Raw genomic sequence first — 24,788 nt, 5'->3', positions numbered from 1 at the left:
AGCAGGAAGGCCGATGCCCCCTTGAGCGACTCCGCCTCCGTCCGGCAAGCTCGTTCAGGCATGACAATGCGATGGCGAGCGCCAGTACCGCTCATCCTTGGCGCTTCTTTTTTGCGCCATCGCAGCAAAGGTTGTTTTGAGATGCAAAGCCCAGACCCGACTTCATTCGATGCCCTGATGTCCAACGGCATGAGCGCGAGCCAGGCCAACGACGGAGCCCAGGCCATCGAATGGTTCCAGAAAGCAAGCGCGGCCGACCCGAGCGCGGGCCTGCCGCAGTTTCTGCTGGGAGCGGAATTCGCAGCCCTCGGAGACATGAGCCAGGCTGAAACGGCGTTTGCCAATGCGACCTTGCTGGCGCCCGGTTTTCCGATGGCACGATATCAATTGGGCTTGCTGCAATTCAGTTCCGGGCGCGCCGGCGTGGGGCTGTTGACCTGGCAGCCGTTGCTCGAATTGCCCGACACCGACCCGCTGCCGCATTTCGTTCGTGGTTTTGCTGCACTGGCCCAAGACCGCTTCGAGGAAGCCCTTCAACACTACAGGCAGGGGCTGGAGCTCAATACCACCAACAGCGCGTTGTCGGGCGATATAGAAAAAGTCATCGCAGGCATCAATGCCTTGACCGCGAACGCTGCTCCTGAGGACCAATCGAACGACGCGGAAGGTGAATCCGGCAATCACGTGCTTCTGGCCAACTATCAGCAGCAAGGGCGGCCGCATTGATGCAGCGATTGCGTCAAACCCCTCCACTGGCTGCCAGCATGCATTCCCATGATTGATCCGTCGACGCAATTGGCTGCGATGATTCGCGCGCAATTCGCGGCGCAATTCCGGGCTCAGACCAAGGAGCGTCCGGCCGTCAGCGAGGGAGCCCAACGCAATTCCCAGGCAGCGAAAGGCAGAACCGGGCAATCGTCCGAAGCCGACGAGAACAAGGGCAGCGCACTCGGAAACGACGATGTCCAGCTTCAGCAGATGGTGGCGCTGCGGGTACGTTCTCTCGCAGCCGACGATCCGCATCGCGAGCGCAAGGCATTTCGACTTTTTCTGGAATCGGTGCTGGTTCAAGCATTCGGCCGCGACCGGCTGGACGACCGCGGCTTCGACCAGATGGTCGACACCGTGCTCGAACGCATGGAAAGCGACCCGCAACTCCATGCGGCGCTGCGCGAAGCAGGAAGCCTCCTGCTTGCGGATGCGAAAGGCCCCGGGGCAAGCAATGCTGCCCTGAAGCGCTAGCCAGCTTTATCGATGCTACTGGCAGGCGGCGTCACCTCAGGCGCAAAGATGTCGCCCATGTCTCCGCCCAGCGGGGCGGTACGGCCACCGAGCAGGCGCCGTGCAAAGCGCTGCACGTCGCTGGCATCTTTCACCTCACCGCTCAACAGCGCCTGTGCGTAACGCCCCGACAGGTTGGCCTTGTCCAGTCGCAAGGCCAACTCGGCATGCTCTGCGGCCGTCTGTCGCTTCGACTGCATGGCCAACACCACCGAAAGTCCACCGTGGCTTTCCGCGAAGTTGCGGTCGAGCGCCAGGGCTGTGCTGAAGCTGCTGTGTGCCGCGTCGAGATCGCCTTGCACGATTTGCGTCCAGCCCAGGCCATGCCAGGTACCGATGTGCTGCGGCATGGCAGCCACTGCCTTCAGGAACGCCGCGCGCGCTCCAGGAAGATCGTTGGCGAGCAATGCTGCGAAACCCCGCATCGACCATGCGCGGCCATCCTCGGGCTGTCGCTTCAGGGCTGCATCGGCAAACTGGATGGCGCGCCCGGCGTCTCGCGCAGCCAGCGCGATGGAAGCCTGGCTCACGAGGCTCTCGACCGGGTGATCTGCCGGCGAACCATCGTTCAGGCTGGCGGCGGACCATCTCTGTGCAGCCGCGAAGTCGGATGCGTCGACCGCAATGAGGCTTGCAACACCGGCGGCTTGCACGTCGAGACTGTTCTGCTGCTCGGTCTTTAGCGCCCAATCCATCGCGCGGTCGAGCTGACCGTCGTGGTGCAGTGCCCTCAGCCAGACCTGTTGCAAGGCGCGGTTTGCCACTGGTGGCCGGTTGCCGACTCCTTGTCCTGCACCATCTTGCGCTTCCAACATTGGCGCCAGCCGGTTGACGCAATCCGCATAGCGGCCACGCCGAAGCTCGATGAAGGCCAGATTGTGGAGAAGCACTTCTGTCAGCCCCGGAGGCGGCTCGGGCGTCCTCGCCAGCGCCTCTAGGACCTCGAGCGCCTCGTCGTAACGGTGCTGCGCAAGCCAGAAATCGCCTTCGCGCAAGCGCCATGCGAGCGGCTCGTCGAGCAGCGTCTGGCCATGCTTCAGATGAAAGCGTGCACGTTCCCACTCGCCGCACGACAGCGCAGTTTCGAATGCGTCGATCAGCAGTGCATTGTTGGAGGGGTCTTCGCGCAGGAAGCCGTCGAGCCGGTCAAGACGCTGGCGCGCGGCGGATGCGGGAGATGCGTTCGAGTCCGTCATGAGATGAAGAATGTAGGTTAGCGGCCAAAAAAGCAGAAGATCACCACGACACGTCGCAGCGGGCGTCCTTGCCCAGCAATTCACGCAGGCGGGTCAGACCCTGGCGATGCAGCTGGGAAACCCGTCCGCGCGTCACGCCCATGAGTGTCGCGATTTCGTCGAAGGGAATTTCCTGAAGGTAGTGGTGGCGTATCACCAGCCTTTGCTGTTCGCTGAGCTGGCTTACGAGATCGCGCAGCACCGTGCGCAGTTGAACGATCTCGGTCTTGCGGAAGTAGCTCACCTCCGCCGACGGTACCTGGCCATTCCCGTCGAATGCCTCGGCATCGACCATGCCCGTATCTTCGAGCATGACGCCCAGCGCGAGCCCTATACCCACTTCGGCAAGGTACTTGAAAAGCTTGTCTGTGCTGCGTGCAGAGGCAGGCGCACTGCCGGCCCGGCCGTCATCAGAGGCCTCCTCTGCAGCCGCTTCCTTGACGGCATCCAGCCGCTCCTGCCGCAGACGGACGCTGACGCTGATCTGCTGATTCTTCTCGGTAAGACGCGTGAGTCCGTTGAGAACGGCGCCTTGGACACGCTTGGCGGCGAAAGTCTTGAACTGAGCCTTATGCCCTGGCTCGAAGCGGTCCACCGCCTCCAGGAGGCCGACACGTGCCAACTGAAGATAGTCCGCAAACTCCACGTCGTTGTGGGTACGCCGGCTGTAGACGGTCGCGGCCACCATGCGGGCGTAGGGCAGGTAGTGACAGATCAGTTGCTCACGCGCAGTTTCGTCCTGCTCGTCCCGCCAGCGCACCCAGAGTGCGGCAGTTGGATCCCCGGCATCGGGAAGCGCATCTGCCGTGTTCTCAAGCAGATCCGCCGCCGCGTCGAGAAGCGGCGGCGGTGGAGACGCGGGCAATGCCGAACGCAGGCGTGTCATGTCGTCGTGCCGTGTCAGTGGAAGCTGCCGACCAGCGCCTTGAGCACCAGGCTCCAGCCATCGACGAGGATGAACATCAGGATCTTGAGCGGCAGCGCGATGGTTGTGGGCGGCATCATCATCATGCCCAGCGCCATGAGAACGCTCGAGACGATCAGGTCGATGAGCAGGAACGGCAGAAAGATCACGAAGCCGATCTGGAAGGCGGCGCGCAGCTCCGACAGCATGAACGCAGGAATGAGCTGCACGTTGCTGATGTCATCCATCGACCTGGGCACGGGCGCCTTCGACAACTCCACCATCAGCGCCAGATCGGCCTCGCGCGTCTGCCGCACCATGAATTCACGAAGCGGTGCGACGCCCTTGCTGTAGCCCTCTTCCATCGACAGCTTGCCCGCCATGAATGGCTCGAACGCATCGTGGTTGACCTTCTGCAGCACCGGAGACATGGTGAAAAGCGTCAGGAAAAGCGCCAGGCCGATCAGCACGGTATTCGGCGGCGTCTCGTTCATGCCGATGGCATGACGGAGCATCGAGAGCACCACGATGATCCGCAGGAAGCTCGTCAGGCAGACGAGCAGGGCCGGAAGAATCGCAAGCACCGTCAGGCCGAGCACGACGCGTAGGGCCTGTGCGGTTTCGGTCGCTGGGGTAACAGGCGAAGCTGGAGCGACGGCGGCCGTCGGCGACGTCCTGGATCGTGCCGGATTCGCTGCAGCTGCCGGTGCCTTGGGCGCAGCGGGAGGAGCGCTGGCCGCAGCCGCAGGAGGCTCCTGCACAGGAGCCGAGGCAGGCGGAGGTGGCGAGACCGCCTGCGGCGCATCCGCCGGCGCCACTTGCGCCTCCGTGCTTGCCGGCACCTGAGAGCGGGCGTCGTTCACCGGCCAGCCGAGCAACGCGATGGTAACCAGCACGAGCGCCAGACATATGCGCCAATGCTTGTTTGCGTACGAGCCGATTTGCTGCATGCCGAAGCTCATTGCGGGCGCTCCTGCTCCGCAGGCCCCGGCTCTTCGGCGTCCGAGGCCGCCGGCGCTTCCGCCAGGAGCTGGATGGACTGGTCGGTGCACCCCAGCAGCAGGCGCCGTCCATTCCACACCACGACGTGCAGGCTGTGACGAGGCGACAGAGGCGTGCTGGACACCCGCTGGATCTCACGCGACGGCATCGCGTCGAAGAGCCTGCCGAATCGCCCCAACCAGAGTCCCTTGGCCCCGACGGGTCGCGCTCGCCGGCGAGCGGCGACAACCGCGAAGGCCAGCAACGCCCCCGCAACGACAACGACAACGACAACGACGATCCACCAGGAATCGCTCGCTCCAGTCGAAGCCTCTCCCGGCTGCTCGCGCTTGACCGGAATGCTCGCCGGCAAGCTACTGCCTTGGGCAGGTTCGGCCGCGGCGGACGGGGCCTGCGCCCGAGCCTCACCCGGCGAGGCGACCGACAGCCCCACCGCAACGGCAAGACTCATGAGGAATATCCGGCAGGCGGCTATCACGCGCTCCCGCCAAGGCACTGCATTCATCCGTCAGGATCGGGAGGCCAAGCCCAGTGCAACAGGCAGTTCCGTGATGCGAACCGCAAAGTGGCCATCGACGGCCACCAACTGGCCACGCGCCACGACCTTGCCTTCGATGGTGAGGTCCACGGGCTGGTCGAAGCTGCGGTCCAGGCGCAGCACCTGGTTCTCCTTGGCGCCCAGCAGCTCACCGACCGAGATCGTGGCCTCGCCCACGCACACCTGCAGCTTGGCCTTGATCTGGTGAAGCGGACTCCACTCCTTGAGGATTGGCGCTTCCCCCGGATTTCCCTCGGAACCGGGGTGCAGATCCGGCAGCGCGATGATCTGCGCGGTGGGCATGCCGCCTGCGGCTGCACGCGTCCTGGTTTCGCCGCGGCCTTCGGCCGCGGTGCTGGCGGCACCGATGCGGTTGTCGGCGACGATGCCTTCCAGTGCTTGAGTCATGACTTTCTTCCCTTCAATGTATTGGCGTTGGGGGCAGCGCCTGCCGCCCCGGCAGCTGGTGCCGGCAAACCGGCCATCGCGGCCAGTTCCACGGCGATGCGGCCTTCGCTCTGGCCCAGCCAGCCGCTGCAGACAGGCGTACCGTCGGAGCCGACGACCAGTGCCGGAGAGTCGAGCAGATGCTCCAGTGGAACGACGTCGTCCAGACGCAATTCCTGAAGCTGCCCCAGGTTGAGTTCGGCGCCTTCGAGCAAGACGCGCAGTGAAATTTGCTGGCCGGCCAAAGCGCGATCCAGGCGCTCCTTGGGCTCCTGCGACGCGGAGACCGGTGATGGGGTACGCGTTGCAGCCTGTTCGGGCCCGAGAAGCGCAGCGATTGCTTCGAACGGCAGTCCCAGGCTCCATACACCACCACACCATGTCCATCGCACCAGCAGCGCACCGGACCAGGGGCTCGATGCCATGCGAGCGCCGGGCGTATCTTTGTATCGCTGCGGCGTCAGGCCGAAGCCCGCCAGCAGCGTGCCAACGCGCTGCAGCCAATCCGCCCATGCCGCGCGCACGATTGCGGGTGCAATCACAGGAGAGGCAGGCGCGGTAACCGCGGAGGCCAAGTCGAAAAAGAACATGCGGCTCGCGATGGCCTGGAGTGCCGCAAATGAACTGTCGAGACTCTCGGACGACAACGCCGTGCCAGCGGCGCGGCGAGACGAAGCGGCGAACGCCCAGCAGGCGCTGTCGTCCGAGGGAAACACCACTGTTCCATCGGGCTCGATGACCTCCACATCGGACGCCGTCGACACGGCCTCGCGTACTGGCATCCATTCGGCGCTCCAGTCGCGATGCAATGCCGCGAACCGGTCGCGAACAACGTCCTTCTGCTTCGAACTCCAGCTGCGCAGCGGTCGAGCCCTGAGCGCCGACTCCGTGGCATCCAGCAGCGGCGATGACGATTCGACGTTCATTTGCTCTTCATCGAGAACAGCTGCTGCAGCATCTCGTTGGCGGTGGAGATCACCTGCGAGCTGGCCTGATAGCCGCGCTGCATGATCACCAGGTCGCTGAATTCCTGCGACAGGTCGACGTTGGAGATTTCGATCTGGCCTGCGCGCACGCTGCCGAATGCGCCTTCGCCGGCTTTGCCGAAGTGCCAGGCGTTCTTGTTCACCATCTCGAACTGGTTATTGCCCAGTGCAGCGACGGCATCTGGCGAATCGAAGCGAGCCAATGCCAAGCTGGCACCCTTGACCGTCTGCCCGTTCGAGTAACTCAGCCGCAATACGCCGTTGGCATCGAAGGCAGTCCCGCTGAGTGTCCCAGGCCCCAGGCCGTCCTGCGAATCCATCTTCAGAGTGGTACTGCCGGCAAAAAGCACAACGTCGGCACTGAAATCCAATGCCAGCGTCATCGGTGGCTGGCCGGCGGGCACATAGGTCATGTTCACCACGCTGGTCTGCGGTGTCGGCTTTCCGCCGATGAAGACCATGGACCCGCTCCCGACTACCGCAGTGCCGTCCAGCAAATCAACCCGCATCGTCGTGCCTGAAGTCGTGGCCTCGGTGGTGACGAACTTGACACTCAGCGTATGAACCACGCCGCCTGCATCAACAACCTGGACCGTTCCGACGGCAGCTTGTTCGGTGACGGTATTGGAAAGGTTGCCGGAGAACTTGAGGCGCGAAGTGGGACGCCCCTGGTCCAGCATCTGGCCGGCAACCGAGATCTCGACCAGCGCTCCGCTGCTGTCCATACCCATCACCTTTTCCCCGTTGGCCCGGCTGACGAGAACGCCGTTGTCGTCGAACTTGAACTGGCCCGCGCGGGTGTAGGTGGTCTTGCCTTCGGCGTCCTGCAGAACGAACAACCCCTGCCCGTCCACCGCCATGTCGAGACTGTTGCCCGTCTGGCGCAGCTCACCCTGCTTGAAGGACATGGCGGTGCCGGTCGTGTTCAGGCCGAATCCGACCTGATCCCGGTTCTGGCTGGCATTGCCGCCAGCAAGGTTGCCACCGGTATAGAACATGTCTGCAAACTGGAGGCTGGAGCTCTTGAAGCCCGGCGTGTTGATGTTCGCCGTGTTGTTGGCGATCACGCGCAGGCCGCGCGAGTAGCCGAGCAAGCCAGTCATGCCGACGTAGATGGATTCAAGCATGGGGTGTCCTTTGCGAATTCAGATCAAGCCTGGCGGTCACCGCACCGAGACGAGCTGGCTGAGAGAAATGTTGCTGAGCGTCGCACCCGCCGTCGTACGTACCGTCAGCATCGGCGCATCACCCGACAACGAAAGCGCACTCACCGTTCCCGTAGCAGTACCGCTCGACGTGTTGATGTCGACCGTCTTGCCGATCAGGCCAACCGACTGCAGCGCGGCCTGGTTGGTAATGAGCGTCGCGATCTTGTTGTTGAGCTGCTGCGTCTGTTCCAGGCTGGTGAACTGCGCCATCTGCGCCATGAACTGCTGGTTGTCCATGGGCTTCAGCGGATCCTGGTAGGTCAGCTGGGTCAGCAGGATCTTGAGAAAGTCCTCCATGCCCAGGCTGCTGGCCTGCAGATTGGTGCTGCCCGAACTGCCGATTGCATCGATTGCCATCACGCCCCCTTGGATTGAAATGTGTCGAACACGGTTGGCCGGCGATCGACGCCGGAAGATGAACTGTTGCCTGTGGAACTGCTGATGGATGCGGCTGCATCAGCACCGTCGCGCCAGATCAGCCTGCCGTTGCACACGACCTGGTACAGGCGCTTGCCACGCTCCAGAGTCATCGCGCGCTGGAGGTCGGCCACGATCCGGGGCAGCATGGCCGTCAGCGCATCATCGTCCGCGCGCATCGCGATCCATACGGCCTGGCCTTCGGGAAGAGATTCTTCGTGCAGGCGCAGCGGTGACTGGTCTTCCATTGGCGAAGAAGCGGAATCTTCCGCGCCTTGCGACTCGTGTGCAGAGGCACTTTCCGCCCCGGATTCGTCCACCGCCGGCGGCGCAAGGACTCCGGCTCGCATCCTGGACTGGACGTCAGTCGCCAGGCGCTCATCCTGGGATGAGCTCACGATAGCCTGCCGAAGCTGGATCGGATGGCTGGCGGTCTGCGGCAGCTGCGCGGTGCTACCAGCAAGGCCCGCACGCCCTGCTTGAGGGCTTGGTGCCGGCAGACTACGTCGCATATCAAGCGATGAAGAAGCCGCAGGGGCAGCAGGGATGGCCTTGACCCGCGATACACCTGCAGCCTCGCGCATGCCCGCTCGAGCCGGCGCCACGCCCTCCCGATCGGATGGCGTGGTGGTATTTCCATGTGCTGCGGTCGGCGACGGCTTGAACCAGGCCGACATCTGCGCGCGCTCCATTTCGCGCTGCCAGGCGTCCTGCCGCTGGGCGGCATCACCCTGCCCGCCGAATGCGCCATGTCGCGTAGCTGCTGCCGTGCCGGCGGCGGAATCACGCAATGGTTTGACAGCGCTCATCGCGAAGGCTCCACGGCCTGCCCGCGGCTTGCTGCGGTTCGCGCGAGCCAGTCGCGATCCTGTTCGCTGTTGTTGCGCTGCCGGATTTCGTCGGCGTATTGCGTCAAGGCATCCTCCTTGTGCCGGGTCAGGCCGTCGAGGCGCAGCTGCATTGCAATGCATTCCTTCCTGAGGCGGTCTCTTTCGGCAAGCTGGTCCTGTCGTTGTATGTCCAGTTGCTTCCACTGGTCGCGCAGATGCGCAAGGAATCCAAGTGCGTGCCGATGCGCGCCCGGATCCATGCGCTGCAGCAAGGCCTGGCTGGACGTGCGCGCCTGCTCGTCATGCGCCCGTTGGACTTCGCTCATGCGCGACTCGGTTTCCACAAGGGATTGCTGTGCGCGGGACAGGGACGCCATGAGCTTGTCGAGGTGCCACTGCTGCCGCTGGCGGACCGGCTCGAGTTCGTAGACGAAGCCACGAACATCGACGTCTCGTACCGCCGATGGACTCTTGGCCGAGGCAATGTTCATGGCCTATGCCCCGTGGATGGTGGAGCGGGCATCGCTTTCGGCCCCGAAGACAGAATGTCGCGCAATGCCTGGATAGCCTCCCGCCGGGAAGCACCTCCCACGCTCTGCCTGAGCCATGCCTGCAATCCCGGCTCGAGTTCGATGGCCCGATCGAGTTCGGGACTGGAGCCCTTCTCGTAGGCACCGATGTCGATCATCTGCCGGTTGCGTTCAAGCAGCGCCAACTGCTGCACGGCCAGGACCGACAGTTGACGCTCTTCATCGCTGGCAAGCTCGGGCATGAGCCGGCTCACGCTCTTGAGCACGTCGATGGCGGGGTAATGCCCCCTGTGCGCCAGATGCCGCGAGAGCACGACGTGACCGTCGAGGATGGCGCGCAACGCGTCCGACACGGGCTCGTTGAAATCGTCGCCTTCCACCAGCACCGTGAGAAGCGCGGTAATCGAGCCGCCGCCCGGCGCAGTGCCGCAGCGCTCGCACAGTTCCGGCAGCTCCGCGAAGACCGAAGGCGTGTAGCCGCGCGCAGTCGGCGGCTCTCCGGCCGACAGGCCGACCTCGCGCCTTGCCATCGCAAAGCGGGTGATCGAATCCATCGTGAGCAGGACGTTGTGGCCGCCGTCGCGAAAGTACTCCGAGATGGCGAGCGCGGCGTAGGCAGCCCGAAGCCGGGCCAGCGCCGGCTGATCGGAGGTCGCGACCACCACCACCGATCGCGCCAGCCCTTCCGGCCCCAGTTGCTTCTCGATGAACTCCCGCACTTCGCGCCCCCGCTCCCCAATCAGCGCGATCACGTTGATGCTCGCTTGCGACTCGATCTCGGCATGCGTCTTCACATGTCGAGCCAGCAGCCCGAGCAAGGTGCTCTTGCCGACGCCACTGCCTGCGAAGATCCCGATGCGCTGTCCCTGGCCCAGAGTCAGCAGGCCGTCGATGGAACGGATGCCGGTTTCGAGGATGCGATCAATGGGCGGGCGGCGCATCGGATTGATGGGCGCGGCCTTCAGCGGCATCCGCCGCTGCGTCTGCGGCCTGGCCCCGCCATCCAGGGGCTCGCCGAATCCGTCGATCACGCGGCCGAGCAAAGCCTCGCCCACGCCGATCTGGGATTCGGCGCCCAGCGCACGCACTTCGCAGCCCACGGCAATGCCTTCGACCGATCCGTACGGCATCAGGGTGACGCGGCCCTGCTTCAATCCGACCACTTCGGCGAGCACGCTGGTCTGCCTGTCGAGCTGATTCACGCCACCGGAAGCACCTTGGGCCCGAAGCATGATCCGGCACAGTTCGCCCACTGAGGCATCTGGCCCTGATGCATCGATGGCCAGTCCCTGCATTTCCTTGACCCAGCCGATACGACGGCTCAGTTCGGTGCCTTGCAAGGCCTGGCGGTAGACAGCGAGCGCACTCAATTCAGGACTCCGACGTCCGGGCTGCGGCCCGGGTCTGAAGCAGCGACTCGCGCAGCGCATTCAGCTGTGTTTCGAAACGGGCGTCGAGTCCGCCTTCCGGGGACTGAAGGATGCAGCCTCCGAGTTCGACGTCTGTGCTGGCGATCCACTGCACGCTACCGCCCGCCGATGGCTCGCACGACAGCTCCTGGCTTTCCTGCTGAAGCAGGGCCAGGTCTTCCGGGTGCATGTGAATCGCGGCCAGCTTCCGGCCGCGCAGCTCCTGCATCGCCTTCGCCAGCTGCGCGCGCAGAGCCTCGGGACGGATCACGCTTTCGCCGAGCACGCGACAGACGACTTCGAAGCATAGGGCAAGCATGTCGTCTTCCGCCGCGGCCAGCCGGGCTTCGATCGCTGGTGGCAAGGCTGCGATCAAGCCATCGAGAACCCGGACACGCGCCTGGTAGCCGGCAAGCGCCTCCTGCTTCAGCTCTCGGGTCAGGCGTTGCGCATGGTCTTCGAATTCGCGGCTGGCCTTTTCGGCGGCTTGGGCAGCGCGCTGCCGGGCTTCCTCGTCACCGCGTGCGCGGCCTTCGATGCTGCCCTTGGCAAAACCTTCCTCATAGCCTCTTTGGCGCGCCTCCTCCTCGATGCGTACCGCATCCGCAAGCGCAGGCTGAGCCGGCACCGCTGGTTCGGGCCGCCGGGCCGCCTGGAGGTGCGCAAGACCCGGACCCGACACCGAAGGAGGGGGCGACGACGCTACCTGGCGTTCGGCGATGCCGCCATGCTGGCGTGCCCGGTCCTGGGGCCGAGCCAGCGCAACACGGCCCTGCATGACGACATCGCGCAGAATGATCGCCTTCGGAGACGTATCCTCCGCTGCCCTCGCCACGGCACCACCCGCATCCGGCAATTGGTAACTCATCGGCCGAACCTTCCGCGCAGCGATATGCCGCCCAGCACGTGCCGCAGAGGCTGGCTGAATCTGCTCCATGACGATGAACCACCTGAACTGCTGGTGGAGCGCTCGCGCAGTCTTGCCGACACGCCGGATATCAGCATCGACCGCATGCCCGGAGGTGCGTGGTAGCCCGGAGGCGTTTCGGACAGGCTGGCCTCGATCTTTCTGCGCTGGGCCGGCTCGAGTGCGGCAAGCAGGTCTTCGCGCCAGGGCCAGTCGGCCAGACGCAGCAACTCGCCGACAAGCCCCAACGGCTCCGATCGCAGGCACTCGACCAGCACGCGCACCTGCTGAACATCAAGCGCATGAAGGGCTGCTTCGTCCGATATCGGGCCGGAGAGCCGTTCGGCGGCGAAAAACGTCGCGGTGGAAGAACCGGCCGGAGTGGCGCCGGAGATCGCGTCATCGATCAGCGCTGGATCGCTCTCGATTCCGAGCGCCTCGAGTTCTGCAAGCAGAGGAAGCAGGTTGGCGCGCTCGGACGAAGGCAGTTCGCCGAGGATCCATTCGCGGTCGGCTGGAGACATCGCGTGCAACAGCAGCGCCGCATGACGTGCTCCCCGCGGCTCGGGCGTATCGACCCCCAGCTGCGGCCCCGGCGACAGGTTTGGCGCAGACATCATCAGTTGCCTCGCCGGATGCCAGCCATACCGGCCGGCGGCATTCCCGGTGCGCCTGCATTTCCCGGGACGGGTGACCCCGCAGAAGGCTGCCCGGGAGCGGGCTCACGCATCCAGTCGCGCACCTTGCGCAAAGCGACCGTACGCTCCAACTCGGAGAGTGGCGTGCCGCGCGGTTGCGCCCCTCGAGCCGCAGCACCTGCCCGACTAGCCCGTACGAGAAGCGCCGTCAACGCGGCGACAAGAACCCCGGCGGCCAACAGTTGCCACCACGAGAGGGGCACCTGATCCATCAGGGAGGTCCTGCCGGAGTTGTCACTGCGCTCATCCGCCACGGCCGGATTCGTATCGCCCGGTGCAGCAGCCACAGCGACATCCGGTGCCTGGATAGCACCGCCGACGAGTGATTGCACGACGACAGCATCGCCACGATCGGGCGATGCGCCCACCGCCGCGGCAATGACCTTCTTGAGCTGTTCTTCCTGCGCCAAGTCCAGTGACTTACGCACGACCGCAACCACCTGGATGCGCCGGATGGAACCCGGCTGGCTCACGACCTGCTCGACCCGGCGTCCCACGGCATATTCCACGTCGCGCTGCGCACTGCCGTTGCGGGAACCGCCTGTATCAGTGAGCTTGGCATCGGCAACGGCACCTCCGTCGCGCAGAACCTCGCGCTCCCGCACTACCACACCCGTGGCCTGCAGGCCAGAACGCGTGGCGGCGGGCAGGACGTCTTCGGTGGTCGTGCGGATCTGGTCCATGTTCAGCGTCACGTCGACGCTGGCCAGGGCCTGTCCGGCACCGAAGCTGCGGTCGAGCACAGCCGCGACCTTTCGCGCAAGGTATGCCTCGGTATCGCGCTTGAGCTCCAGCCGCGCGCCATTCAGCTCGGCATCGCCGTTGCCCGCTTCCGCACGGGTGAGCGCCACGCCATGGCCGTCGACGATAGTGACGTCCTGCGTCGCCATGCCGGGCACCGCGGCCGCCACAAGACGCTGCACCCCGATGACCTGCTCGGGACGCAGTGCCTGCCCTTGCCGCATCATGAGCGTGATGGAAGCCTTCGCTTTCGAGGTTGCCTGCTTGAACAGGCCCTGCTCGGGCAGCGCCAGCAGCACCCTGACCTCGCGCACTTCGGACAAGGACTGGATCGTGCGCGTGAGTTCGCCCTGGAGCGCGCGCTGATAGTTGATCTTCTGGGCGAACTCCGTCATGCCGAAGTCCGTGTTGTTGAACAGTTCCAGCCCGACAGCTCCCTGCAGCGGCAGCTCCTTGCCCATCAGCTTGATGCGCGTTGCATGCACGTTCGCCTTGTCGACGAGGATCGACGTGCCACTGTCGCCCAAACGATAGGGAATCTTGAGCCGTTCCAGCTCGGTGGTCATTGCCTGCGCGTCCTGCGGCTTCAGGTCGGAGAACAGGGTCTGGTACTCGGTGTGGAACACCCACCATGCGAGTCCGCCAGTCGCCAGCAGAATAGCCACCACTCCGCCGACGAGACCGGCGCGCGCGCGCGGCGTCAATCCTTGCCAGAAGTTCATATCGGCATCTTCATGATGTCTTGGTATGCCTCAAGCAGGCGGCTACGTACCTGCATCATCAGCTGGAAGGAAACGCGACTCTCCTCCAGATTGATCATGATCTGGTGCAGGTTCTGCGCATCGCCCATGGCCAGCTTCTGCAGATCGACCTGATTGCTGATCAACTGGCCGTTGACCTTGGCTAATCCGTCGGACACGAGTTGCCCGAACGAGCCGGCGACGGCCTCCGAGGACACGTTCGACACGTCTGGCATCGCGGTCGATGCCTGTGCCTGCAGGGTCTGTGTGCTGCCGGCAGCCACCATGGCCTGCGCCTGCGACGAAAGCGAGGCCAGCGCCTCGACAGGGAGAAATCCGGTCATGCGTTGCTTCCGATGTCGAGCGCCCTGAGAGCCAGCGTGCGCGCTGTGTTCATGGCCGAAACGTTGGCCTCGTAGGCCCTGGTCGCGCTCATCATGCTGACCATTTCGGTGGCGGGATCGACGTTTGCATACGCTACAAATCCGCGCTCGTTGGCAAGAGGATGCCCCGGTTCGTAGACCATTCGGGGCATGACACCAGCCGCAATGACACGAACCTGAGGTCCGGCCTGCAAGGCGGCATCGATGTCGCCCGCCGCACTGCTGACCAAGGAAGCGAACCCACCGGCCGCATCAGCCGATGCACCGGCCGACAAGCGAGCCTCGGCCACCACGCGCAGCGGCTGATAGCTGCGGCCATCCACTCCCTGTACGGTATTGGCATTGGCCAGGTTGAGCGCGGCCACCTCGACGCGCATGCGCTCGACGTTCATTCCGGCCGCACTGATTGCGAAGGTTTGCGTGTAGTCCATGACTTATTTCCTGCCGTCGCCGGCGGCCATTGAAAGAATTGCGAAATGACGCGAGAGGCCTTTCACCAGCGCCTGGTATTGCACCGCGTTGCGCGCCATCTCCGCCGCCTCCACATCGAGCTGCACCTGCCCGGGGACGCCAAAGTCGTCGACGGCGGCCTCTACACGAGGGCGCACCTGGCCGAGCGCGAATGCGTCGACACGACCCGACTGCTCCATGCTGCGTCGTGCCTCGACGAGTTGATCTTCGAAACTCACCCGCAGCGGCACATAGCCGGCTGCATTGGCATTGGCGATGTTGGTCGCGATCGCCTGCTGGCGCAGGCTCGCGGCGTCGAGCGCCAATGCCAGCGCCGATCGGGTCACGGCTTCGATGCCATCTGTCATGTCTTTCTCCCGATGCCTTTTTCTGGATGGAAGTGGATGGAGTTGCAGGAAATGGGCGTCGTCATTGCACGACCAGTTCGCCATGCAGCGCACCAGCGGCCTTGACGGCTCGCAGGATCGAAATGACGTCGCGGGTGCTCGTCTTGAGGCGGGCGAGCGACTGGACGAGGTCGGACACCGTGTTGGAGCCGGTCACGAAGCCTGCGCCGTTCTGCTCGTCGACGTCGACCCGCGTGTTGGTCACGATGGCGGTGCGGATGTCAGGACCTCCGTTCCAGATGTTGATCGGCTGCGAGGCCGTGTTCTGGCTGGAAATGGCGATCTTGATGTCGCCGTGCGAGATCGCCACCTTCGATATCCGCACGTCGCCGCCCGACACCACGGTTCCGGTCCGCTCGTTGATGACCACCTTCGCGCGACGGTCGGGCTCCACGGTGACGTTCTCGATACGGGTGAAAAGGCTGACGAGTTCGCCACGCTGCGATGCAGGCACCGCGATCTCGATGCCCGAAGCATCCTTCGCCCTGGCAAGGCCGCCACCGAGCTGGCTGTTGATGGCGGCGGCGACCCGGCTGGCCGTGGTGTAGTCGGGTTCGGAGAGAACGAAGGTCACGCTCTGCTTCTCGTCGAGCATCGCCGCGTTGACCCCGACCTCGACGGTCGCTCCATTGGGTATGGAGCCAGAAGTCGGATGGTTCTTCTGGACCACGTTGCCGTTGGCGTCGTAGCGATAGCCGCCGACCGACAGTCCGCCTTGGGCCAACGCATAGACACGGCCGTTCGCGCCCTTCAGCGGCGTGATCAGCAAGGTCCCGCCGACGAGGCTGCGCGCATCGCCGGCGGAGCTCACGGTCACGTCCAGGGTATCGCCCTCGCGGGCGAAGGTGGGCAGGCTTGCGCTCACCATCACGACGGCCACGTTGCGGCTCTGCACGGCCTCCGGCGCGATCGTGAGGTTGAACTGCGAAAGCACGTTGGCCAGCGATTGACGGGTGGCCCGGTTGGCAGGCGAATCGCCCGTGCCGGCAAGGCCGGTCACGATGCCAGTGCCGAACAGTGCGTTGTCGCGCCATCCCTTGAGCTTGCCGAGATCCTTGACGCGTATGGCATCGGCTGCGTGCACCGCGGAAATGCCGATGCAAAGAAGAGCGGCAGCCGGGAGCGCACGGCGCAGGAGAAGAGTTCGAATGATTCGGAGCATCACAAGCCCAGCCAGTCAAGAATTCGCCGCCATCCGCTGCGACGCGTGCGGTCGGATACATCGCCCTCGCCCACGTAGGTAATCCGGGCATCGGCGAGGCGGGTCGACAGAACCACGTTACCGTCGGAGATGTCCTGCGGGCGGACACGTCCTTCCAGATTGACTTTCTGCAGCTCGTCGTTCACCGTGAGCAGTTGTTCCCCCGCCACCTTCAACTCACCGTTGGCCAGCACTTCCTGCACCGTCACGGTAAGGGTGGCTAGCAGCTTGTTGGCGCGCTGGGTGCGGCCCCCGCCATCGAAATCCCCGGAAATGCCGATCCCGAGCTGTCCCACGACCCTGTTGCCAGTGTGCGTCACGGAGCCGGTGATGTCGTTGCCGCGCTTGGTACCGGTGTTGGCCGATGTCGATGCAGACGAGTTTTCGAAAACCTGGATGGTCAGCGAATCACCCACGCGAAACGCCTTGTTGTCCGCGGTAAGCGGCCGGAAGCTGCCCTCCTGGTACAGACTCTCTGCGAAAGCGGGCAACAGGATGGAAAAGGCCACAGCTGTCGCCAAGGCGTATTGGCCGACTCGCCGCTTCAGATGGAGAAGATTCACGGCTGTACCTCGACCTGGCCGCGGCCGGTCACGCGGGCCAGCACTTCCCCGCTCGCGCCCGGGACCTTGACGCGAACGACCTGCCCTTCGCGGCCGTCCTGCAGCACCTCTACGCGGCTCTCCACCGAAACGTCGCCGCTTCGCGCCAGAAGATGCGCCCAGTTGCCGCGGGTGACTGCCGGGGCCACCTCCAGATGCGAACTCGTGAGGACTTCACCAGGCTTGAGTGGGCGCCGCAGGCGCTGATGCCCATCGCTCACATCGATAGCAGCGCTTGCCGTCACCGGCGCCCCATGCTTGACCGCCGTCAAATCCACTTCGCGCGCAGCCATCGCCCCGCGCATGACGATCGGATCGACCGCCACGCCGCGCTCGACCTCGGTCGTGGCAACAGTCATCGGTGCCCAGGCTCCTACTTCGAAAGTCACGGCCGTCGTCCGTACGAAGCGGCCGTCGACCCACGCATCGACCCATACCAGCATTCGCCGGCTCGGCTGGGCCTGCTCGGCGATGGGACGCACCCGCAGCGTCGGAGTGCCGGGCGGCAACAGCAGGTCGCGTGCAGTGGATACCGGCTCCACCTCGGCTCGCACGCTTCGTCGCGAGAGCCAATCCAGAAGTGTTGCGCGCGCCGCACCCACGACGGTCTCGCCCGGCAATTGCTGCGCGGCGCTTGCGACCTCCACCTCAGCGGCGCCACTCCATTGGATCGTCGACGGTTGCATGCGAAGGGCACTGTCTACCGTCCGCAGGCCGCTTCGCGCTTCGACCCACCGCGCGACGGTGTCGCGGTCGAGAAGGGCAGTGGATCCGAGCCGGGGCGCGGGCCCGAGGGGCAAGGCCATCAGGCGGCGCAATGTGGGCAAGTCCTGCGTCGTCAGGAATGCGATGTCGCCCAGACGGACATTGGTCTGTTCGATCTTGACCTGCTGCCGCAGCTCGATGGAAACCAGAGGGCTCGCAGCGGGCGGAGCGGCGCCCGCCACGGCCGACGCCACCGCGGAGAGCACCGGGAGCGCAACACGCAGGACGATCGAACCGCCCCGCAGGCAACCACTACTTGCGCAGGCCATTGATCATTCCCAGCATCTCGTCGGACGCCTGCATGACTTTGACATTGGCCTCGTAGACACGCTGAGCCACCATGAGGCTCACCATCTCTTCGTTCAACTTGACGTTGGACCCTTCGAGGAAACCCTGCGACACGGTGCCCATGCCGTCTTCGGTCGCCTTGCCGGCAATGGCCTCACCGGAGTTGGAGCTCGATCGATAGAGGTTGTCGCCCTGCGCGAGCAGGCCGGAAGGGTTCGTGAAGCGAACCAACTCCAGCTGACCAATGTCTACCGGCGTCGATTGCCCCGCAACCTGAATGCGCACCCGGCCGTCGCTGTCTATCTGCATGTTCTGCGCGTTGTCTGGAATGGCCAGGTTGGGCTTGAGCGGAAAGCCGCCAGCAGTCGCCAGCAAGCCGTCGCGATTGACCCTGAAGGTTCCGCCTCTTGTGTAGGCGCTCGAGCCATCGGGCATCGTCACCTCAAGAAAGCCTTCGCCCTGAATGGCGATATCGAAGGCCGACTCCGTCTTCTTGAGATCGCCCATGTCGAACAGCTTGGAAGTCGATGCGACGCCCACGCCGGCTCCCACACGGCTGCCGGCGCCCAGAATGCCCGCATCCTCCTGGCCAGGCACCATGCGACCAGCCTCGCGCACCATCAGGTCAGTGAAGCTGACCTTGTTCTTCTTGAAGCCGGTGGTGTTGACGTTGGCCAGGTTGTTCGCGATCGTGTCGACGTTCAATTGCTGGGCCTGCATGCCGGTTGCGCTGATGTAGAGGGCATCGAACATAGTTGTTGCCTGCTGAAAGTGGATTGGAGAGAGAGAACTCGTCAGGAAAGTTCGCCGAGTTTTCGGACAGCGCCGCCGATCATTTCGTCGTAGCCCAAGGCGATTCGCTGCATGGATTCGAAGTGACGCATCGACTGGATCAGCTGGGCCATTTCCTGCATCGAATTCACGTTCGAGTTCTCGAGAAAGCCCTGACGCAGCTGCACGTCGCTGTCCCTCAGCTGCGTCGGCACCTGATCGGTTGTCATGAGTCCTTCGCCCATGCGCCGAAGATTCCTGGTGTCGTCGAACTGGACGACCTTCAGTTGAGCGACCGGAGTCGAGTCGACACCGCCGCCTGGCCTGGATTCGAAGACCTGGCCGGCCGCGTCGATCACGGGATTGGGACGGGAAAGCACGATCTCGCCGCCTACGCCCATGACCGGATTGCCTTGCGAAGTGACGAGGCGCCCACGCGCGTCGAGTTGCCAGCTGCCCTGCCTCGTATAGGCCAACCCGGCTTCAGTTGAAATCTCGAAGAAGCCGGGCGTGGCCAGTGCGACATCCAGGTTTTGCCCTGTCGTCCTCAATGTTCCGGGCCGGGTATCGCTCTGGATCAACAGCATTGCCGGCGTGATGCCCGGCGTGTCAGCCCGTATGTCGCCGGCAACTGCTCCTGCAGCCTGCATGGCATCGGAGAAGGCTGCACCGTTCGACGGCAACGAAGCAACAACCTCCCGCTTGTAACCCGGTGTCGCTGCGTTTGCCATGTTCATGCTGATGCGCTCCAGGCGAGCCATGTCCTGCTGCATGCCGTTGAGGCTGATGGCTAGTACGTCGGTCATGAATGGATTCCTGGTTCGTCAAAGCTGGACGACGCTGAAAGATTTCAGCTCGATGGTGTGAGGCACTTCGGACATGGACAGCACGCGCAGATGCGGCATGACCCGTTCCGACAGCGACCGCACGTGGCGCCGCAGTTCGGGCGCGCACAGCAGGACGGGCAGAAGGTTGCTCTTCATCATGCGTTCGGCCTGCTGGACCAGCCGCTTCATGAGCTGTTCGGTCAGCCGCGGGTCGAGCACGAAGGGCTGCGCGCCCGCGGCCTCGGTGGCGGCGTGGATGCTTTGCAGGAACTGGCTTTCGATCGCGGGATCGAGCGTCAGCACTTGCAGCGAAGTGGCCTCTCCAAGAAGCCCCTGGCAGATCGCATGGCCAAGTCGCTGCCGGACTATTTCGGTCAACTGGCTCGCATCCCTTGTCGTTCGGCCGGCATCCGACAGCGTCTCGAGGATCGCCTCCACATGGCGGATCGAGACCTTCTCCCTCAGCAGGTTCTGCAGCACCTTCTGGACGTCGCTCGATGAAAGCACCGTCGGGATGAGCTCTTCCACCAACCCGGGCTGGCTCTGCCTCACGCGGGACAGCAGCCGGTCGACTTCGGCCCGGGTGAGCAGCGTGGCCGATTCGCGGCGGAGCATCTCGGTCAGATGCGTCATGAAGACGGTCGGCGCATCGACAAGGGTGTACTTCGCCTGGCTCGCGGCGTCGCGCCGGCTTTCTTCGATCCAGAGAGCCGGCAAGCCATAGGTCGGATCGCGCGTCGGCTCACCGGGAATGGACTTGATGTCCCCCGCGGGGTGAATGGCCAGCAGCCTGTCGGCGCGCGCCTCACCCTTGCCGACGAGCACGCCGTCGAGGTGAATTTCGTATCGGTCGGCCGACAGTCTCGTCGAGTCCCGGAACCGCACGCGGGGCAGCACGAGGCCGAATTCCTGTGCATGCTGCTTGCGAAACGTAGAGATTCGCTCCATGAAGACGCTGCCGGGCTGGTTGATCACCGGAACCCAGTTGGCGCCAAGGTGGACCTCGATGGGCTCGACCTGCAGCAGCGCATACGGATCATCGGCCGACGCAGCAGACGAACCGTCCGCAGTAGGCGCCACATCGCCGGCGGCGTCGCTGCTGGTACTGGCTCCCGGCGCAGCGGACTTGGCGTTCGCGATGCGATACAGGATCACGGCGGCGAGCAGGAAGCAGATCGAGAGCACGAGCGTGGGCAGCGCCGGGATACCCGGCAACGCCAGCAGCCCTCCCAGGGCCAGGGCGACGAGGAGGAGCGTCTTCGGAAACGAACTCACCTGCCGCAATGCCTCCCGGCTGAGGTTGGCGTCGGAAGCCGATCTTGTGACGATGATGCCGGTGCCCACCGCGATCACGAGGGCCGGGACCTGCGTCACGATGCCATCGCCGATGGTCAACAGGGTATAGGTCTGCAGTGCCTGGCCCCACGGCATGCCGTGCTGCATCACGCCGATCACCAGCCCGCCGATGATGTTGATCAGCAGGATGATGATGCCGGCGATGGCGTCTCCCTTGACGAACTTGCTTGCGCCGTCCATCGCCCCGTAGAAGCCGGCTTCCTTTTCGAGATTCTTGCGGCGGCGCTGAGCTTCCGCCTGATCGATGAAGCCCATGTTGAGATCGGCGTCGATGCTCATCTGCTGGCCCGGCATGCTGTCGAGCGTGAATCGCGCGGCCACCTCGGACACGCGCTGCGCACCGCTGGTCACCACGACGTACTGCACGACGATCAGGATCAGGAAGACGATCAGGCCGATGACGTAGTTGCCGCCGACCACAAATGCACCGATGGCACCGATGACGCGACCCGCGTCGCCATCGGAAAGGATCAGTCGGGTGGCTGCCACGTTGAGCGACAGACGAAACAGCGTGGCGATCAGGAGCAGCGACGGGAAGGTCGAAAACTCTACGGGCCTTGCCATGTAGAAGGTCAGCAGCAGCACCAGGAAGGCGAAGCTGAAATTGCAGAGGATCAGGAAATCGAGCAGCCCGCTGGGAATGGGCGCAAACAGCACGACCAACACGCCCAGCACGAGCAGCACCAGTGCGATGTCGCTGTGCCTGCCAAGGACCCGTCCGAGCGCGTTCACGACGACGAAGCTCCCGCCGTCACGCGGCCTTGCTGCCGGTCCCGCATCGCAAAGACCCACACGATGATTCGCGCCACCTGGGCATAAAGCTCCGGCGGCACCGGATGGTCGACCGGCAGGTCTTTGTAGATGCGCCTTGCCAGCACCGGGTTCTGGACGACCGGGATCCGATGGCGCGCAGCAATCTCGCGCATCGCGGCCGCCATATGCCCCGCGCCCTTGGCCAGCAACTGAGGCGATGCCATCCTGCCGTGCTCATACTTCAGCGCAACCGCAATGTGGGTGGGATTGGTGATCACCACATCGGCATTGCGTGTCTGGCGCAAGGCCTGGCTGCGCTTGAGCATCTCGCGGCGCAGTTCCCGAAGACGCGCACGGATTCGCGGATCGCCTTCCCGGTTCTTGGTTTCGTCCTTGAGCTCCCGCTGACTCATTCGCATCTTCTTCGCGAACTCACGCCGCGTGTACATCAGGTCGAGCAATGCGATCAAACCGAGTACCAGCGCCATCTTGAGGCCGATGCTCGCCAGGTCGTCCAGAAGGATGCGCAGATAGCCGATTGCCGACAGTGAAGCCAGCGCATAGAACTGGCTCGTCAGCGCTTTGAGGCTCAGCACGGCAACCAGCGAGAGCAGCACCAGCTTGACGAGTGCACGAGCACCGTCGAACAGGATGCGCATTGAAAACAGTTTCTTCAGACCGTTCACCGGATTGATGCGGTCGAAATCCATCTTCACTGGATCCATGGACAGGATCGGGCCGGTCTGCATCATGTTGCCGATGACCGCAGCAAGCATGACTGCCGCGAAGAATGGAGCGGCAAGCGTCAACGTCGCACGCAGGGCACGGTCGAGCATGGGCCAGAGCCCGACGCCGGAGGCATCCATCCGCCCGGCATGGATCAGCACCGCCTGGTCGAAACGAAACTGTGTCGATACGGCGCCGAACCCGCGCCAGGTCATATACACGACGGCAACAGCAAACACCACGGCAGCAACGACGTCCGCACTCTTCGCTACCTGTCCGCGCTCACGGGCCTTCTGCAGCTTGTATGGTGTGGCCGCTTCGTTGCGATCGAGATCCTGCTCGGCCATCAGCGCACCTGCCCCGTCTTCGGCGATGCCGCAGCAAAAATACCTTCCCAGGTAGCGGTGATGCTTGCGTAGGTCCGGGTCATCACGCCGCCTATACCAATGAACCAGAGCGACAGCGCCACCAGGCCAACGATGATCTTCACAGGGATGCCCATCGTGAACATGTTCATCTGGGGCAAGTTGCGACTGACGACCCCCAGGGCGAACTCGACCAGCAGGATGCAGAAGACGACCGGAGCGGCGAGCGCGAAGCCCAGGCCGAAGAGGCCGGCCGCCTGCTTCAGCACGGGAGCCGCGGCACCCGCGACAGACCAGGGCACACCGACTGGAAAGCGCTCCAGGCTGTAGGCGATGCCCCTCAGCAGGGCATGGTGTCCGTTGATCAAGAAGAAGACCAGGACCGCCAGATAGCCGAATGCGGAGGTTAGGATGGGTACCGGGCGCTTCGTGACGGGATCAACGATCTGGGCCATGCCGAAGCCCAATTGCACATCCAGCAGTTGCCCGGCAATGGCAAATGCCGCAAAGGCCAATAGAACTCCAAGCCCGAGGACCGCACCGAGCGCAAGCTCCGACATGGCTGCGGTCAGCAAACCACTCCAACCTTCGAATGGTTGCGTCGAAGGCGCCGACAAGCCCGCCGCCAATGCGATCGAAATGCCGACCACCAGCAGCGTCCGAACAGAGGCGGGCATCGGAATGGCGTAGAGGACGGGTGTCATGAGCAACGTCGCGGCCACTCGCAGCGCGAGCAGACCGACAAGGCTCGGCCACGACGAATTGAGCAAGAGAGAGCTCACATCAAGACTCGAAGCTCAGAACAGCGAGGGAATACCGCTCCAGAGCTGGACCGTGAATTGAGTGAGTTTACGGAGCATCCATGGACCGGCAACGATCATGACGGCCGCTGCGGTAAGCAGCTTCGGAACGAATGTCAGTGACATTTCCTGGACCTGGGTGACTACTTGGAGGATGCTGATCAGCACTCCAACCAGCATGGTCAGTCCCAACAAGGGAAGACACAGCAACAGTCCCGTCCAGAAAAGGTCCGACATCATCTTCAACGCCAAGTCCGCGTGCATGCGATCCTCCCTGTTGCACCAAACTTTTTTTAGGTGAAAGGCAACTCAAGCAGCCATTCATAATAATTTTAACCTAGCGTTACTCTTTTTATTCTGGATTCAAATATTTTTCAAAACCTATTTGATTAGTAAAAAAATACTAATTTTCAAATAGTCCAACAGTAAGCCAATAAAAAAACCCCTGAGCGAAACATCGCTCAGGGGTTAAATCTGAGAACTTTTAATTTAATGGTGCCGCTTGTCGGAATCGAACTGACGACCTTCCGCTTACAAGGCGGGTGCTCTACCAATTGAGCTAAAGCGGCTGAATTCCAATGCGTGATTCTAGTGGCGGTACCGACTGGTCCGACCAGGCGCCATTCGCGACCGCCTACTTGATGCGCTTGAGCGACGGCCGGGCGCCGCCACCCGACGGCGGGCGCGGCGGTTCGTCGACTGGGTCGGTGGGCGCGCCGGCATCGACTGTCTCGCTGCCGTCTTCGCCCGTCACCAGGTGGACGATCTTGCCGGCATCGCCTTCGGAGCCACTGCCGCGCGAGGCATCGCGCAGCGGCGCTCGCGCAGGTGCCTGGACGGGCATCGGCGCATCGACGTTGCCATCCGACGAAACGGCCGGAGCCGGCGCGGGAAACGCCATGCCCTGCCCGTTCTCGCGCGCGTAGATCGCGATCACGCGCCCCACCGGCACGCTGATTTCACGCGCAGTGCCCGCGAAGCGGGCCTTGAACTCGATGAAGTCGTTGCCGAGCTTGAGCGAGCTGGTCGCGTCGAAGCTGATGTTGAGCACGATCTCGCCGTTCTTCACGTACTCGCGCGGGACCTGCACGGTTTCGTCGACCTGCACCGCGACGTAGGGCGTGAAGCCGTTGTCGGTGCACCATTCGTACAGCGCCCGGATGAGGTACGGGCGGGTGGAGGACGACTCGAGCGCGTTGATCATGAAATTGGTACCGTGCA

Annotated in this window: 29 protein-coding genes and 1 tRNA gene; 2 read left to right on the top strand and 28 right to left on the bottom strand. The window is 63.8% G+C overall.

Translation table 11 applies throughout. The annotated features are described in order from the left end of the window. Window positions 1–141 precede the first annotated feature (141 nt). Window positions 142–726, top strand: coding sequence for a tetratricopeptide repeat protein (locus tag ABL838_RS06610; protein WP_418124762.1), 585 nt, complete (start codon window positions 142–144; stop codon window positions 724–726). Between the two features lie 48 nt (window positions 727–774). Then, window positions 775–1,242, top strand: coding sequence for a hypothetical protein (locus tag ABL838_RS06605; RefSeq protein WP_418124761.1), 468 nt, complete (start codon window positions 775–777; stop codon window positions 1,240–1,242). Here the strand turns inward: ABL838_RS06605 and ABL838_RS06600 are convergent. From ABL838_RS06600 to ABL838_RS06465, 28 genes are all read right to left on the bottom strand, one after another. Then, the gene (locus ABL838_RS06600) at window positions 1,239–2,477 is read right to left on the bottom strand and encodes a tetratricopeptide repeat protein (RefSeq protein WP_418124760.1); all 1,239 of its coding nucleotides are present in this window, start codon (window positions 2,475–2,477) and stop codon (window positions 1,239–1,241) included. The two genes, ABL838_RS06605 and ABL838_RS06600, sit on opposite strands and share 4 nt — an antisense overlap. Before the next feature lie 40 nt (window positions 2,478–2,517). Then, the gene (locus tag ABL838_RS06595; RefSeq protein ID WP_418124758.1) at window positions 2,518–3,402 is read right to left on the bottom strand and encodes a sigma-70 family RNA polymerase sigma factor; all 885 of its coding nucleotides are present in this window, start codon (window positions 3,400–3,402) and stop codon (window positions 2,518–2,520) included. 14 nt (window positions 3,403–3,416) lie between these two features. Beyond that, window positions 3,417–4,382, bottom strand: coding sequence for a flagellar type III secretion system pore protein FliP (fliP, locus tag ABL838_RS06590; RefSeq protein WP_418124756.1), 966 nt, complete (start codon window positions 4,380–4,382; stop codon window positions 3,417–3,419). Then, window positions 4,379–4,873 (bottom strand): flagellar biosynthetic protein FliO, encoded by a 495-nt coding sequence (locus tag ABL838_RS06585; protein ID WP_418124754.1) that lies wholly within the window; start codon window positions 4,871–4,873, stop codon window positions 4,379–4,381. The genes fliP and ABL838_RS06585 overlap by 4 nt, the downstream gene beginning before the upstream one ends. A gap of 57 nt (window positions 4,874–4,930) precedes the next feature. Then, window positions 4,931–5,368: a FliM/FliN family flagellar motor switch protein gene (locus ABL838_RS06580; protein WP_418124752.1), complete on the bottom strand. Its 438-nt coding sequence runs from the start codon at window positions 5,366–5,368 to the stop codon at window positions 4,931–4,933. Then, the gene (locus ABL838_RS06575) at window positions 5,365–6,333 is read right to left on the bottom strand and encodes a FliM/FliN family flagellar motor C-terminal domain-containing protein (RefSeq protein ID WP_418124750.1); all 969 of its coding nucleotides are present in this window, start codon (window positions 6,331–6,333) and stop codon (window positions 5,365–5,367) included. The genes ABL838_RS06580 and ABL838_RS06575 overlap by 4 nt, the downstream gene beginning before the upstream one ends. Beyond that, on the bottom strand, window positions 6,330–7,520 hold the full coding sequence (locus tag ABL838_RS06570) for a flagellar hook protein FlgE (RefSeq protein ID WP_418124749.1): 1,191 nt from the start codon (window positions 7,518–7,520) through the stop codon (window positions 6,330–6,332). Before ABL838_RS06570 ends, ABL838_RS06575 begins: the two co-directional genes overlap by 4 nt. A 36-nt stretch (window positions 7,521–7,556) precedes the next feature. Continuing rightward, complete coding sequence (locus ABL838_RS06565; protein ID WP_418124747.1) at window positions 7,557–7,958, bottom strand: flagellar hook capping FlgD N-terminal domain-containing protein; 402 nt, start codon at window positions 7,956–7,958, stop codon at window positions 7,557–7,559. Continuing rightward, window positions 7,958–8,827 carry a hypothetical protein gene (locus ABL838_RS06560; RefSeq protein ID WP_418124746.1) on the bottom strand — a complete coding sequence of 290 codons (870 nt, stop codon included), beginning with the start codon at window positions 8,825–8,827 and terminating at the stop codon, window positions 7,958–7,960. The genes ABL838_RS06565 and ABL838_RS06560 overlap by 1 nt, the downstream gene beginning before the upstream one ends. After that, window positions 8,824–9,339 (bottom strand): hypothetical protein, encoded by a 516-nt coding sequence (locus tag ABL838_RS06555; RefSeq protein WP_418124745.1) that lies wholly within the window; start codon window positions 9,337–9,339, stop codon window positions 8,824–8,826. The genes ABL838_RS06560 and ABL838_RS06555 overlap by 4 nt, the downstream gene beginning before the upstream one ends. After that, window positions 9,336–10,748: a FliI/YscN family ATPase gene (locus ABL838_RS06550; RefSeq protein ID WP_418124743.1), complete on the bottom strand. Its 1,413-nt coding sequence runs from the start codon at window positions 10,746–10,748 to the stop codon at window positions 9,336–9,338. The genes ABL838_RS06555 and ABL838_RS06550 overlap by 4 nt, the downstream gene beginning before the upstream one ends. Before the next feature lies 1 nt (window position 10,749). Further along, window positions 10,750–11,655, bottom strand: coding sequence for a FliH/SctL family protein (locus tag ABL838_RS06545; RefSeq protein WP_418124741.1), 906 nt, complete (start codon window positions 11,653–11,655; stop codon window positions 10,750–10,752). Next, window positions 11,652–12,314, bottom strand: a complete 663-nt coding sequence (locus ABL838_RS06540; protein ID WP_418124739.1) for a hypothetical protein — start codon at window positions 12,312–12,314, stop codon at window positions 11,652–11,654. Before ABL838_RS06540 ends, ABL838_RS06545 begins: the two co-directional genes overlap by 4 nt. Then, window positions 12,314–13,855 (bottom strand): flagellar basal-body MS-ring/collar protein FliF, encoded by a 1,542-nt coding sequence (gene fliF / locus ABL838_RS06535; protein WP_418124738.1) that lies wholly within the window; start codon window positions 13,853–13,855, stop codon window positions 12,314–12,316. The genes ABL838_RS06540 and fliF overlap by 1 nt, the downstream gene beginning before the upstream one ends. Then, on the bottom strand, window positions 13,852–14,217 hold the full coding sequence (gene fliE, locus ABL838_RS06530) for a flagellar hook-basal body complex protein FliE (protein ID WP_418124736.1): 366 nt from the start codon (window positions 14,215–14,217) through the stop codon (window positions 13,852–13,854). Before fliE ends, fliF begins: the two co-directional genes overlap by 4 nt. After that, complete coding sequence (gene flgC, locus ABL838_RS06525) at window positions 14,214–14,687, bottom strand: flagellar basal body rod protein FlgC (protein ID WP_418124734.1); 474 nt, start codon at window positions 14,685–14,687, stop codon at window positions 14,214–14,216. Before flgC ends, fliE begins: the two co-directional genes overlap by 4 nt. A 3-nt stretch (window positions 14,688–14,690) precedes the next feature. Continuing rightward, window positions 14,691–15,074 carry a flagellar basal body protein gene (locus ABL838_RS06520; protein WP_418124733.1) on the bottom strand — a complete coding sequence of 128 codons (384 nt, stop codon included), beginning with the start codon at window positions 15,072–15,074 and terminating at the stop codon, window positions 14,691–14,693. A 61-nt stretch (window positions 15,075–15,135) separates the two neighbouring features. Next, window positions 15,136–16,197 (bottom strand): flagellar basal body P-ring protein FlgI, encoded by a 1,062-nt coding sequence (locus ABL838_RS06515; protein ID WP_418124732.1) that lies wholly within the window; start codon window positions 16,195–16,197, stop codon window positions 15,136–15,138. Between the two features lie 77 nt (window positions 16,198–16,274). Then, complete coding sequence (locus tag ABL838_RS06510; RefSeq protein ID WP_418124731.1) at window positions 16,275–16,877, bottom strand: flagellar basal body L-ring protein FlgH; 603 nt, start codon at window positions 16,875–16,877, stop codon at window positions 16,275–16,277. Next, window positions 16,874–17,950: a flagellar basal body P-ring formation chaperone FlgA gene (flgA, locus tag ABL838_RS06505; RefSeq protein ID WP_418124730.1), complete on the bottom strand. Its 1,077-nt coding sequence runs from the start codon at window positions 17,948–17,950 to the stop codon at window positions 16,874–16,876. Before flgA ends, ABL838_RS06510 begins: the two co-directional genes overlap by 4 nt. Further along, entirely contained in the window at window positions 17,934–18,722 is a 789-nt protein-coding gene (flgG, locus tag ABL838_RS06500; RefSeq protein WP_418124729.1) for a flagellar basal-body rod protein FlgG, read from the bottom strand. Before flgG ends, flgA begins: the two co-directional genes overlap by 17 nt. Before the next feature lie 41 nt (window positions 18,723–18,763). After that, entirely contained in the window at window positions 18,764–19,546 is a 783-nt protein-coding gene (locus ABL838_RS06495; protein ID WP_418124728.1) for a flagellar hook-basal body protein, read from the bottom strand. Window positions 19,547–19,564: 18 nt separating this feature from the next. Continuing rightward, window positions 19,565–21,655: a flagellar biosynthesis protein FlhA gene (gene flhA / locus ABL838_RS06490; protein ID WP_418124727.1), complete on the bottom strand. Its 2,091-nt coding sequence runs from the start codon at window positions 21,653–21,655 to the stop codon at window positions 19,565–19,567. Then, on the bottom strand, window positions 21,652–22,749 hold the full coding sequence (locus ABL838_RS06485; protein WP_418124726.1) for an EscU/YscU/HrcU family type III secretion system export apparatus switch protein: 1,098 nt from the start codon (window positions 22,747–22,749) through the stop codon (window positions 21,652–21,654). The genes flhA and ABL838_RS06485 overlap by 4 nt, the downstream gene beginning before the upstream one ends. Continuing rightward, complete coding sequence (gene fliR, locus ABL838_RS06480; RefSeq protein WP_418124725.1) at window positions 22,749–23,537, bottom strand: flagellar biosynthetic protein FliR; 789 nt, start codon at window positions 23,535–23,537, stop codon at window positions 22,749–22,751. The genes ABL838_RS06485 and fliR overlap by 1 nt, the downstream gene beginning before the upstream one ends. 27 nt (window positions 23,538–23,564) lie before the next feature. Continuing rightward, window positions 23,565–23,831 (bottom strand): flagellar biosynthetic protein FliQ, encoded by a 267-nt coding sequence (locus ABL838_RS06475; RefSeq protein ID WP_418124724.1) that lies wholly within the window; start codon window positions 23,829–23,831, stop codon window positions 23,565–23,567. A gap of 229 nt (window positions 23,832–24,060) precedes the next feature. Then, window positions 24,061–24,136 (bottom strand) — tRNA-Thr (locus ABL838_RS06470). 65 nt (window positions 24,137–24,201) lie between these two features. Continuing rightward, a complete protein-coding gene (locus ABL838_RS06465; protein ID WP_418119345.1) occupies window positions 24,202–24,771 on the bottom strand; it encodes a ClpXP protease specificity-enhancing factor in 570 nt (189 codons plus the stop codon). Window positions 24,772–24,788 lie beyond the last annotated feature (17 nt).

Origin of the sequence: Variovorax sp. 160MFSha2.1, assembly GCF_048305075.1 — a bacterium.
Classification (GTDB): Bacteria; Pseudomonadota; Gammaproteobacteria; order Burkholderiales; family Burkholderiaceae_C; genus Variovorax; species Variovorax guangxiensis.
Note: the sequence above shows the minus strand (reverse complement) of the source record. Positions and strands in the feature narration are given on the sequence as shown.